This is a genomic window from Neorhodopirellula pilleata (assembly GCF_007859915.1).
Taxonomy (GTDB): domain Bacteria; phylum Planctomycetota; class Planctomycetia; order Pirellulales; family Pirellulaceae; genus Rhodopirellula; species Rhodopirellula pilleata.
Window position 1 is genome coordinate 332,762 of sequence record NZ_SJPM01000002.1, and the last position, 12,754, is coordinate 345,515.

Here is a 12,754-nt window from a genome sequence, read left to right on the forward strand (position 1 = left end):
AGTATCGTGAACCATTCAAAGCGATCTCAACTCGTTGGCCGCCTGATAGCGATCACGCTGCTTTCCATCGCTGTTCTTTTGGCGGGCATTTTGTGGCTGCCGATGAGTTCGGCGTCAACGTGGGATCAAACGAGCAGGAATTGGGCTTGGTTGATCGTGGGGCTGAATCTGTTCTTGGGGTTCTTTTTTGCACAATCCAGTTGGCGAGACGAGCGATCGGCCGCGTTGATACGTTTGGATTGGTTCCTTCCCGCGATCCGACGTTTGCCGGCGGGAGCAAACCCAAGTAAGTCACTCGTGGGCCGTTTGCTCCGCAAGACGACTCCAGGTTTCCAATCGGACTGGCATACAAAGAAGCGGGGTCGGCTGCGCCGATTCCTTCGCTGGATAGGCGTATCATGGTCGGCCTCGCCGGTGCGGCGTCTTAGTCAGGCGTTGTGTCTTGTGCTGTTCTGCTGGCTCTTTTTCTATGTCTGTTGGCCCTACCATGCCCGGCCAACTCAGCCTCAAGTCATCGGCAAGCTCAGCTTTTTAGGTTTCGATCAAGAAACCGGTATCGGAAGTTTTCAAATCCGTACTCCAGGGTTCGAGATCGAACCTGAACAGAAAGTGTTCCTGCACCCGTCCGTCGATTCTTCGCGACCGGAACTGGAAGAACCGCTACTGGGTGAGTTCACGATGATCGAAACAGGCGAGCAGACCGTTCGTCTCAAGCCGGTCGGTGAAATCAGTCCTATGCTGTTCAATGTGATTACCGGAGTGACGATCGCCGACGAATTCATGGCCACGAATGAGCACCCATTCGCTTGGCCGAGTCACTATGCCGAGACGCTCGAGGTCAAAGAGTTCATACCCGCAGAAATGTTTCTGATGATCGACCCGTTGGTCAGTCTATCAACTGCGATCGCGTCACGGAGTTGGGTTTGGTCGTTGGGTTCCGCAGCGGCAATCCTCCTGATTTGCCTGACCGTACCGCGTGGTTTTTGCGGCTACATCTGTCCGCTGGGGACCACGATCGATCTGTTTGACTGGGCGATCGCCGGACGAATCAAACGCTTCCGCGTACCCGACAACGGGTGGTGGGTTCATATCAAGTATTACTTGTTACTGACGATCCTGCTTGCCTCGGCGGGCGGTGTCTTGATCTCTGGATTCTTTGCGGCGATTCCTGTGGTGACCCGAGGATACTTGTTTCTCTTCGATCCGCTGCAGATCGGTCTTGCTCGCGGGTGGCATCTGGTTCCCAGCGTGAACGCAGGTCATTTCCTTAGCATCGCCATGTTCTTTGCCGTGTTGGGTTTGGGTTTTTTCAGGCCGCGATTTTGGTGCAAGTACGTGTGCCCGAGTGGAGCGGTGTTCTCGATCGGGAACTTGTTTCGGTTAACGGAACGGAAGGTCGAATCGAGTTGCATCCATTGCAATAAGTGTGTCGAGATCTGTCCGTTCGACGCCATTAAGGCTGATTTCACAACACGCACGACCGACTGCACGCTTTGCCAATCGTGCGCTGGCGTTTGTCCCACGCACGCGATCAAGTTTGTCGAACGTACCAATCTCGTCGAGCTGAAGATCCTTGATGATCCGCCGACCGGTGAGACAGCACTGGGACGCCGAGGGTTCTTGTCGCTCGCAGGTGGCACGGCGGCCGGTCTCGCCGGAGCCGCTGGGGTGACGGTGCTCGGAAAAACCTACGGCGCGAAGCTCGATTCAGGCAATACTTTCTTGCCCGTTCGACCTCCCGGCAGCGTTCCCGAGCAAGCGTTCTTAGAAATGTGCATACGCTGTGGCGAGTGTTTCAAAGCGTGCCCGAACAACGTGCTTCAACCTGAAGGGTTCCAGCAGGGATTCGAGGGATTGTGGACTCCAGTCGTCGAGGCCAATTGGGCCGGATGTGAATCGAGTTGCAATGCCTGCGGCCAGGTGTGTCCGACCGGGGCGATTCGTGCTCTGCCGTTGGAAGAAAAGCGATACGCTCGGATGGGACTTGCGATCGTCAACGAAACGACTTGCCTACCGTTTGCAGGAAAGGAAGCCTGCGACTTGTGTGTGCAGGAGTGCAACGCGGCGGGCTACGATGCGATTGAATACACCCAAGTCGGCGTCCAGATCGACGAAATGGGACATCCCGTCGAGGGTTCCGGTTACGCCGCACCCGTCGTGCTAGCCGACAAGTGTGTCGGCTGCGGATTGTGTCAAACTCGCTGCTATGCGATCAACGTCAAACAACGCCACGTGCTGCACGAGTCCGCCATCATCATCGAGGCCGGTGAAGGGAAGGAAGATCGTCAATTGCATGGTTCTTATCAACCGCTGCAATCAATCAATGCGAACACAGCGAACGACCGTCCCGCACAGGAATCGAAAAGCTTGAACGACGCCAAAATGCAGACTCCATCGGAAAACGAGGCAACTTTCGATCCGTTCGGGATCGCTCCCAACGATCCGGACGATTCCAGCCCGTTTTGAGTTCTTGCTAACCGTCGTTTCGGTCTCTGCGTCACCCGCCGCGATGCCCACCTGCCGCTGAGTAGGTGATCGCATAAGTGGCATAGGCTTCCAGCCTTTTTATACCCCACATCTTTTTGACCCCCACGAGCTCGTCTCGTGGGTGAATAAGGTTCGCAAGCTAGACAACGACACCCTCCCAATTTTCCGATTTTCACTTGTGCTCGCCGCTTGAAGCGGCGAGCACAAGTAAAAATCGGAAGGTTGGGCGAATTGCGGCTCGTGTCGAGCTTGCCTACCTCGGCTTCCTGCCAGACGAGCTGGCAGGGGAGCAATACATGAGGACTTGTGGGATATAACAAGGCTGGAAGCCTAGGCCAGTGATTGTTCACGCGATGCTTAATCGGCCTATATCGATGCAGTTCTTGCTCGATCGGGTTCAGAACTGCATTTGGTACTTTTGGGTCATTTCCCGGCGAACCGCTGCGGTCATTTGATCGATTTGGTTGAGCGCTTCGCGATAGCTGCCATAGGCGTTGCCTCGCGCCATCGCGTCGGTAACGCGTTGATAATCCGTGCTGCTGTTGAAGTTATAGTAGCCGGATCCGTCATTGTAGTAGCCGTTGTCGAGGCCTTGATTGGCTTTGATCTTGCCTGCCTCAATATTCGTTTGACGAACCGAGAGCGCGTTACCTCGCAATAGTTCGGCCACGTTCGTGCCGTACTGAATCATTTCCGGATCGACGTTAAGCGTGGTCAATTCATCAATCTGGCGGGCTCGTTTGTCATTCCAACTTGCCATCGCTCCGGCGGTTTGCGATTGGTGGTCGCGAGTTTGTTCGATGATGCTGTTGATTTCGTCAAAGTAATGTTTGGATTGATAAGCGATCTGCTTTTCTTTGTCATCGGCCAGTGACGGCCGATTTGCGACTCGCTCGGCTTGGCTTTGCAAACTGAAAATACTGAGCAGCCCGCTGAGAGTGGTTTGCGTCACCGGACCTTGCAATGACAGTTCGTTGCCTTCGGTCGATGCCTTCCACGTTTTGACTTCCGGAGCGGCAAACCCATTCTTCTCGAGGATCTCGGCCAACATGTCCGGAGCGATCGAATTGAGCGACGATGGTGACTTGGAGAATTGGAATTTGACGATGAACTGTTGCAGGCTTTGTCGGCCGACGATCACACTGATGCCTTCGATCGATGCCAAAATTTTGGCCACCGCTTCAGGACGGTTGGACTGCAACGACTTGAGTCCCTCCAATCGCTTCGCTAATGGCACCGGCGAAATGAGGTTCTTCAACTCAACGGTCATCATGAACGAAAGATAGGCCTCGGGCTGGTTGGCTTGGGCACTGAGGTAGGGCGAGTATTGGATATTGAGCGTTGGCGTTAGCCAGCCTGCAAGCAGCGCCCGATCGGTTGGCCGAAGAATGCCTAGTCGCTCTGGATGCGTCGTTCCCGGAACGAAGTAGGTTTGTTGAGGTGAATGAACGACCTTTTGATTCTCAACCGTATCGACATACCCGCCGAGTGATTCGGCCAACCGATCGGCATCGACCGGTTGCTTCAACACCGCGTAGCCGGCTTCCCATTTGGGACGTAATCCGGCCAGGTCCATATCAGCGATGAACCAGACTTCTTCAATCGTGTTGGTCGCCTGGCTAGAGAATCCAGCGTCTTTCATCAGCCTGTTGAGTGAAGGAACGTTGATGTAGCCGATCGCGTTTGCAGGTGACGGCGATCGATCCAGGAGCATCGCGATCTTCTCTTTGTCTTCGGCCATCGTGGGGCAAACCAGATAGATGGAAAGCAAGGCCGCATGGATGAGTGTTCGATATTTCATTGGTCTAACTTGATAAGCCGAGGTGTGTGATTCCGCCGAGTTGTGGTGTCCGCGATGGGTAGTATAAACAGTCGGTTGTCTGCGTGCGCCCCCAGCGAAATCGACGGTCGTCGGTATGATAATTAAGTTCCGAGACCAATGTCTCGGACTCGACGCTTTCACTCCACGATCGGCTGACTCGGAGTCGGGCGAACTAGGCTAAAATTGATATTCGTTTTGCACGTCCCTGGGGATAAGATCGATCTCACTTCAAACTTGATGGTGATTCCAATGAACAGACTTCTTCAGTGCCTCTTGGCTGTTTTCTTTTGCTCGCCCGCGATTGCCGCCGAGCCTCTCCCGTCGTGGAATGACTCGCCATCGAGGAAGGCCATTGTCGATTTTGTCGAACGTGTCGCGAACCAGGATTCACCCGACCATGTCGCCGCTTCCCAGCGAATCGCGACATTCGACAATGATGGAACCCTTTGGTCGGAACAACCCGTTTACTTTCAGCTAAGTTTTGCTATCGATCGCGTTAAGAGCATGGCGTCGGAAAATCCACAATGGATATCGACCGAGCCCTTCAAGAGTGCGATTGCTGGTGACATCCAAGGAGTCATGGCGAGCGGGAAAGAGGGTTTGGTTCAGATCTTTGCCGCTTCGCACGCGAACATGACGGCCGACGAGTTCTCTGACTCCGTTCGTCATTGGCTTGAGACCGCGAAGCATCCTCAAACTGGCAAACGCTACCATGAAATGGTCTATCAACCCATGTTGGAGCTACTCGAATACTTGCGGGAGAATGACTTCAAGACGTTCATCGTTTCCGGTGGCGGGGTTGATTTCATGCGAGTGTTCGCGGAGCAAACCTACGGCATTCCGCCGGAGCAGGTAGTCGGTTCGAGCGTCGCGGCCAAATTCGAAATGGTCGAAGGCGTTCCGACAATCGTTAAGTTGGCTCAAAATCCATTCGTCGATGACAAAGAAGGCAAACCGGTTGCAATCTACCAACACATTGGCCGGCGTCCCCTGCTCGCCGGCGGAAATTCCGACGGCGATTTACAAATGCTTCAGTACACAACGATCCCACGCGACCAAGCCGACACGACGCCTCGACTAGGTTTGATCGTTCACCATACCGACGCTGAACGCGAATGGGCTTACGACCGCGAGTCCCACATCGGCAAACTCAACGAAGCATGGAGCCAAGCCAATCAGCGAGGTTGGGTCGTGGTCGACATGAAGCGGGATTGGAAGCAGATTCATCCTGTGAGGAAATAGAGGATCATTCGACAATTCTCGCTGATCGCCACCGACGTTGTGGGTGTTGATGTCGTCGTTTAACGGCAAGCCGCAGGCGTCGTTGCCCTGTTTTGCCTACGCCTGCGGCTCGCCGTTAAACGAAAATGCTCAATACCGTTGCAATCAACGGCCGACTCGCCACAAACCAAAGCAAATTGCTGTGGTTTGCGGCTTTTCAAGAGAGACCAAGTGAATTACTTGCCGCCCATGCTCGATTCGATTTGCTTTTGCACTTTTTCGAGGTTGAACGAACCAGGGGTTTGGCTCGGCGGGAATTCCTTCATCGTCATCAGGAATTTTCCAGCGAGTTGTTGCATCGGTGCAAGCACAAACACTCGAGCCAAAAACCAGTCGTTGTAAGTGTTCGAATTGTGCTGAGCCTTTTCAAATGGATCGCGGCGGAGGTTGAATAGCAATGGAACACGAAGTTCCGTGAACGGCTCGCGCCATACTTCGAACGCCATTCCGCGATTTTCAAGGAACACAGCTTTCCAGGCGTCATACCGCATCGCAACAATTTGTCCATCGTCGTTGATGTACATGAACTCGTGCCGGGGAGACTCGTCGGACTTACCGGTTAGGTAGTCGAGCTGGTTATAGCCGTCGATGTGATTTTTGTAGTCGCGTCCATTGAGCGTCACACCCGACTTCAATTGTTCTTTGATGTCCGTACTACCACCGATCGCCGCAAACGTGGGCAGCCAATCTTCGTGAGCGACAATACCGTTGAGGACGGTCCCGGCCTTGAATTTTCCAGGCCAACGGACGTAGCACGGCACACGGTAGGCGCCTTCCCAGTTCGAATTCTTTTCGCTGCGAAATGGCGTTGTCCCGGCATCGGGCCATGTGTTGTAGTGGGGACCATTGTCGGTCGAGTATTGCACCACGGTGTTGTCGGCGATTCCCAATTCGTCAAGCAGATCAAGCAGTTCGCCGACATGCATGTCGTGCTCGATCATGCCGTCGGTGTATTCGTCGTTTCCTTTGTTGCGATGTTCTTCCTTAACGTGGGTACGAAAGTGCATCCGTGTTCCGTTCCACCAACAGAAGAATGGTTTGCCCGCCGAGTGTTGACGCTTGATAAAATCTTTCGCTGCGGCTAGCGTTTCTTCGTCGATGGTTTCCATTCGTTTCTTGGTCAACGGTCCGGTATCTTCGATCGTTTGACCACCATTGCCGTCTGCCTTGCAATGTAAGACGCCTCGTGGTCCATAAAGCTCCGCGAACGTCTTTCCGTTAGCCATCACCATGTCGGACGGATAATCTTCGTTCTCGGGTTCTTCCTCTGCGTTGAGGTGATATAAGTTCCCGAGGAACTCATCAAAGCCGTGCATCGTCGGCAGATGTTCGTCGCGGTCACCTTGGTGGTTCTTACCAAACTGACCGGTCGAATACCCGAGACTCTTCATCACGGTCGCCATCGTGACGTCGGTTTTCTGCCAACCTTCCTTCGCGCCGGGAATTCCAACCTTCGTCATGCCGCTGCGGACCGGAACGCTTCCGCTAATGAACGCGGCCCGACCGGCTGTGCAAGACTGCTGGCCATAGTAGTCGGTGAAGAAGATTCCCTCATTCGCGACACGATCGATGTTGGGAGTTTGATAGCCCATCATGCCACGGTTGTAGAAGCTGATGTTTTCGGTGCCGATGTCGTCGCCCCATATGACGAGGACGTTTGGCTTTTCTTGTGCGTGAAGAGTCGCCGCAACTGCGGCCCAAACGACGAGTAAACACGAGCTTGTGAATCGAAATTTCATGTTGAAGTACCTCGTGAAGTGATAGAGAGAGACCTGAGAAGATTGAGTCCGACTAGCCGTCGCGTTTGATGATATCCAGATTCTGCACTGTCGGTTGGGCCTTCCTGAAACTTTCACTTCGTTTGGATACTATCTGCCTTAGGCTTTTAATAGCTCGCCCGACGAACACCGATCAACGAATAGCCGGGGTAGTTGGACAAGACCATCTGCGTCGCGATTTCGCTATTGCGAGCCGTCACCATGACGCTCGTCGGTCGGCCGTAGACACCTGGTCGTGGTTGCAACTGAACTTCCCAAAACGACGTCAACCCGGTGCGGGCGGCTAGCATGTTGAGTTTGAGTAACTCCAATTGTTGATGTTCGGCTTGTTGCGATGCCGCTTGTTGATAAGCCATCGCTTCGGATCGCATCATCAAGTCCTCGCTGGACCGGCTGGATTCTTCGGACCGCAGCCAAGCTTCCCAACCGGGACTCAAGACCTCGAGATCTTTCTCGCTGAACATGAAGAACGGTACTGCGATCTGATCGCCGGTGGACAACTCCATCAAGACACCTTCGAGTGGATAGGTCTTGGGTTTGCCGGCCAGCTGACTAACGAAACGTCTCAGATCCGCTTCATTTTCCATCGGCTTGGACTCTAGTTTCGACAGCACTCTCAGTGCCACCGCTTGATGCAGCGGGTCCATGGAAGAGAACGCCTTGCCGTTGATCGTCGGAACGCCGCGAATGTTTGCGAGGGTGTAATCCTTTTTGCCGTAGGCAACCACTTTCGCTTGCATCTTCAATCCGTCACGCGACGTCCAAGTCTGCATGTGTTCGGGATCATTCGAACCAGAGTCGCCTTTGACGACCCGTTCGCGAACGAACTCGCGGTCCTGAGGGGAAAGTTCGGCCAACTCGACCGCCGCCAATCGCCCTGAGTGTTTACGTTTCAGGACGACGGTCGAATCATTCGCCGCAATCAACTCGCCTTCGATCGTGGCGCCGCCCGCCCGACTGGTCCATGTTCTCGGCTGAGCGACAGCCGTTTGGCAGGTTAGCCACAGAGTCAACACCCATGAAGTGAGCAAGAAAAAAAATGGACGATTCATCAGCGCGGGTTCCTCTCAAGTATTCATCATTGCTCAGTTGCGGATTCTTCGGGCGCGGGCAATCTCACCAGAAGATAAGTGTCCTGAGTTTCCGTCCCGAAGTGTACCAAGACGGACGCCTCATCTTGAGTCAGATTATACAAGCCGGTTTCGGCAATCACATCCTCGCTTTCGCCGATTCGCAAGGCGACACGCTGTGTCTCTTTGTCAACACGTCCCTGGATGGCCTGGGTCTGGTCGGTTTCTTTGTTGTAGATCGTGCCTGAAACGATTCCCTCTTTGTTGACGGCCAACTGCACGATGCGGGTCGGGTCAACATCATCAGGATCCGTCGTTAAGGCAAATGTTCCCAGCGGTAGCCACTGCGAATTTTCGGCGGTTTCTAGGTTTTCGGGCGCGGGAACCGTCGCCAACGTCGCGGCGCTCTCGGCGAACTCGTCCGCACTGGCAATCTCGTTTCCGCTGATGTAGACGCTGTTGTCTTGATAGGTGACGTTTCCTCCGGTGCCGTAGTCGTAGTAGGCCGGTTGTTGCCAAGACGCCGCGGGCGCATTCCAAGTGAACCAACTCGTCACGTCGGTGTAGGTTGGCGTGCCCCACCAGTAGGTATAGGGGTAGTTGGCGTACGAATAAAAATAGTGCCAACCGCTGCACCGAAATTGATGACGAGCCCACCAATCCGGGCGAAAGTAGCCTGGATACCGACCGCCATACCAATGATCACGAACGTTGTTTCCCCAATTGTGGAAATGATCATAGCGGTTTGGATTGAGTGCCGGCAGCGTTGTGGCGTTGCCGATTTGATTTTGCCAGCGTCGATTGATGGAGTGGTAACGGTCGTTGTCGATGTTGGCCCATCGAGGTTTGTTACTGATGACCGTGTTGTTGCCAAGGTTGACATCCCCGATGTCTATCGATGGCCGTTGGGCGATCGGAAGTCGATCGCCGGGCAATGTTGTCGGCCTTCCGGGACGGTCTGGGCGATTCGATCCCAGATCGCCTGGCAGCGTCGTGGGCTTTCCGGGGCGGCCTGGGCCAGATGGGCCGATCGGTTTGTCGAGTCCTAAAAAGTCACCAAGCTCGCCGCCGGAAGGGCGACCGCCGGGAAGTTTTCCGAAGTCGGGCATCGACGGGCGACTGCTGCCCGGCGGGGTGACGGCGGGGCGATTGAACCCGCCGGGACGACCGCCGTCAGGCACACGGCCTGGAAGGGTCGTGGGACGGTTGCCAAGGCTGCCACGATCAGGAAGCTTGACATCTGGTCGTGAGGGAAGGGTTGTCGGCAAGGAGGCATCGGGACGGTTCAAACCGGGGCGATTTGGACTGGGGCGATTGATGCCCGGGTCTGATATGCTCGGGCGGCTAATGTTTGGCCGAGTGCTACTGCCGCCCAAGTGAGGCATACTTGTCTGAGGTCGCTGAACTGGCAAACCGCCGCCGCCAAAATTGGGACGGGCTCCGAGGTTCGCAGACGCGTTTCCAAGATTCGGTCGAGCGTTCATGTTGGGACGCCCGCCACCAAAGCTGGCACTCCCACCTCCGCCGATCGAACGCCCGCCTCCTCCGCTAAACGAATGCCCGCCGCCACGCCCGCCCAGGCCTCCCGCGTCTATTTCCGGATTACCGATCAGCAACAGGGTTGCCGACAAGACTGCGATTTGGAAACCGTGAAGGATCGGCTGATTTTTCATGAAGGATTGGACTCGCATCATTCTGCCTCCGCAGTCGGTAAGGGTTCGTTCGTGTTCGGCGGTGTGGTCGCGATGCGTTTCATTGTGATTTCGATGCTGGATGGCATCGGTTCACCTTCGATCTCTCGCGATACCAGTTGGACGGTCATCGTGTCGCGATTTTCCGGGCGAAGAACATAAGTTCCCGATGCGGCACGTCCGTCGGGCAACGTTTGTGTCATCTTCAAACTCCAGTGATTCTCCTCTCCGGTCCAAAAGCCTTCACCAAACGTCCCATCACTAAGATAGGTCCACGATCGAACCCGATTGGCAATGGGATCATATCCGACGATTTCAAAACCCAGCATCTGTTGGCCTGAAGAATCCGTGATGGTTCGGCGAAGGAATCGACGTCCGGGCAAGAATTCGATTTCACTTTGCAGCTCTTCAGGCGAAGAGTCTTGCCAAGTTCCGACGAGCCATCCTAACGACTCGATGGCTTCACTTGCGGCTGATTGCAAGGTTGCCTCCGGAGACTGTTCAACAATCGATGTGATCTTCCAGGTCTTAACGTTCTTTGACATCGTGAGGACGAAGTACGAGTCCTCATCCGCAACGTCCGCCGCTTTGAGTGTCGTCGACCCTTGCACGATGGCCTTCGTTGGGTTTTCGACGAAGACGCCACTTGATTGTGCGTCGAGTTGGAGAGTCGGCTCGTTGGCAATCGCGTTTTTGAGACGATCCAGGAAAGCCTCTGCATTGTCGATCTGTGTGCCGGCGGAGTCGTCGCGATACTGAAGATCAGGACTCAACAGATCGGCAAGTTGATCGAACTTTCGATCATTGAACGCGGCAACGTATTGCCGCAATTGAATTCGAATCTGTTCTTCGGCTGATCGCTCCGGCGGGGACGCGTCCGAGTCACTTTGAGCCACCGCAATGGAAGCCGGACATCCCAACCACCAACAACACGCAAGACAGACGACCTGCAGTATCTTGAACATTGCCAACCTCCCGACGCTTCAGTGAGCGAGTGTAGACCTTGGTCGCCCGAACTGGCCTTCAAGCACAACCTGGCGGCCCCTTGGTACGCGAACATAACCGCGTCCGCTTCGCACCACATCGTATACTACCGACCACCACGATGTTGACGAAAATCCGTCGGGTAACCAACAGAATCCGCACTGTGTGTTATCTTCGCTCTTGAATTTGCAAAAAACGTTGGGCCAAGCCGGAGTGTCGGTTTCTTCCGATCCGATCAATCAGCAGGTAGAAGGATCGAGCGATTGGGAATAGAGGACACGCGGCATGGTTGTTTGTACACATTTTTCCAGAAGCTCTCCTGGATTTGCGTTCACATTGATCGGGTTTTTGTTTCTCGGTCTTTTGACCGAACCGGCGTCCGCCCAGGTGAACTCGCAGGAGAGCTGTCCGATGGGCGTCGAATGCGACTACTTTCCCTCCACCTGCGACGCGGGCGCGTGCGACGCGATCTGTAACGACAATTCAGCTTGGTGTGAGTCGTTCTATTCCTGTTTGTCCGATAGCGGAATCTCGGTCTCCAATAATCTGACGCAGTACTACTTCGGTACCGTTGGTGGCGGCTTGGACCAAACGGATCGTTATGGCGGCCACGGCGATTATGTTGCCAACATGGACTTGGGGAAACTTGGCGTTCACGAAGGCTTGTTCTTGAAACTGCGCGCCGAACATCGATTCGGACGTTCGATCGGTGAGCCCGCCGGGGTTTTTTTCCCGCCCACGTTGCCCACCGAATTGCCGGTGGCCGACAGCCGTGATTTATATTTGACCAATGTGTTGTTCACTCAATTTTGCAGTGAACGATTCGCCATTTATGCGGGAAAGCTCGATACGCTCGACGGTGACGCCAATGCGTATGCGAGCGGTCGCGGGATCACTCAGTTTTCGAACGTCGCATTCATCGCCAATCCGATCGCGCTACGGACGATTCCTTATGCTTCGTTAGGGTGTGGTTTCGTCATCCTCGGGAATCAGGGCGAGCCGTTGTTCAATTTTTTGGTCATGAATCCGACCGACACGGCCGACACCGACGGGTTTGATGAGTTATTTGCCGACGGCGTCGCGCTGTCGGCTGAACTGCGGTTCGCAACCCCGTTGATGGGTAAGCCTGGACATCAACTCTTTGCGGGCACTTGGAGTAGTCGTGATTACGTTTCGCTCGGCCAAGACCCGCGGATTCTGTTGCCCAATATTCCGATCAACCGCGCCGACGGTTCGTGGTCGCTTTACTGGAATACGGATCAGGCTTTGTGGGTCGACCCCACCGATGCCGCACGACACTGGGGCTATTTTGCCAGGGCCGCGATTGCCGATGATTCGACCAACCCGGTGAACTATCTGCTCAGTGCGGGTTTGGGCGGGGCCAGTCCTTTGCGTACCGGAGATTCATTCGGGGTCGGATATTTCTACAGCGGCACCAGTGAAGAAATCGGACCGATTCTCGAGGCGGCGGCGCTCGGTCCCATCGGTGATAGTCAAGGTGTCGAGGTGTTCTATCGTTCGCAACTGACTCAATCGATCTCGGTCACGCCAGATTTTCAGTGGCTCAGCCAAGCTCGCCAGAGAATCGACGATGCTTACATCCTCGGCGTGAGAATGAACATCGCCTTCTAGCGGTCTGTT

General features: G+C 54.7%; 8 protein-coding genes. 3 read left to right on the forward strand and 5 right to left on the reverse strand.

Going from position 1 to position 12,754, the window contains the following annotated elements; genetic code table 11:
• Nucleotides 1-6: 6 nt before the first annotated feature.
• Nucleotides 7-2,466: a 4Fe-4S binding protein gene (locus Pla100_RS06410; RefSeq protein ID WP_231602775.1), complete on the forward strand. Its 2,460-nt coding sequence runs from the start codon at nucleotides 7-9 to the stop codon at nucleotides 2,464-2,466.
• Nucleotides 2,467-2,884: 418 nt separating this feature from the next.
• Here the strand turns inward: Pla100_RS06410 and Pla100_RS06415 are convergent, their stop codons facing one another.
• On the reverse strand, nucleotides 2,885-4,288 hold the full coding sequence (locus Pla100_RS06415; RefSeq protein ID WP_146576862.1) for a hypothetical protein: 1,404 nt from the start codon (nucleotides 4,286-4,288) through the stop codon (nucleotides 2,885-2,887).
• A gap of 270 nt (nucleotides 4,289-4,558) precedes the next feature.
• On the opposite strand from Pla100_RS06415, the gene Pla100_RS06420 reads away from it, so the two are divergent.
• Complete coding sequence (locus Pla100_RS06420; protein WP_231602776.1) at nucleotides 4,559-5,551, forward strand: HAD family hydrolase; 993 nt, start codon at nucleotides 4,559-4,561, stop codon at nucleotides 5,549-5,551.
• 215 nt (nucleotides 5,552-5,766) lie between these two features.
• On the opposite strand, the gene Pla100_RS06425 is transcribed toward Pla100_RS06420, so the two are convergent.
• The 4 genes from Pla100_RS06425 to Pla100_RS06440 all read right to left on the reverse strand — a co-directional run bounded on the left by Pla100_RS06425 (nucleotide 5,767) and on the right by Pla100_RS06440 (nucleotide 11,094).
• Nucleotides 5,767-7,329 (reverse strand): arylsulfatase, encoded by a 1,563-nt coding sequence (locus Pla100_RS06425; RefSeq protein ID WP_146576864.1) that lies wholly within the window; start codon nucleotides 7,327-7,329, stop codon nucleotides 5,767-5,769.
• Nucleotides 7,330-7,475: 146 nt separating this feature from the next.
• Entirely contained in the window at nucleotides 7,476-8,420 is a 945-nt protein-coding gene (locus tag Pla100_RS06430; protein ID WP_146576865.1) for a hypothetical protein, read from the reverse strand.
• Between the two features lie 26 nt (nucleotides 8,421-8,446).
• On the reverse strand, nucleotides 8,447-10,111 hold the full coding sequence (locus Pla100_RS06435) for a mu-protocadherin- cell-suface protein (protein ID WP_146576866.1): 1,665 nt from the start codon (nucleotides 10,109-10,111) through the stop codon (nucleotides 8,447-8,449).
• Between the two features lie 17 nt (nucleotides 10,112-10,128).
• Nucleotides 10,129-11,094, reverse strand: a complete 966-nt coding sequence (locus Pla100_RS06440; protein ID WP_146576867.1) for a nuclear transport factor 2 family protein — start codon at nucleotides 11,092-11,094, stop codon at nucleotides 10,129-10,131.
• A gap of 430 nt (nucleotides 11,095-11,524) precedes the next feature.
• Here Pla100_RS06440 and Pla100_RS06445 point away from each other — a divergent pair, with 430 nt between their 5' ends.
• Nucleotides 11,525-12,745 (forward strand): carbohydrate porin, encoded by a 1,221-nt coding sequence (locus Pla100_RS06445; protein WP_231602777.1) that lies wholly within the window; start codon nucleotides 11,525-11,527, stop codon nucleotides 12,743-12,745.
• Nucleotides 12,746-12,754: the final 9 nt, after the last annotated feature.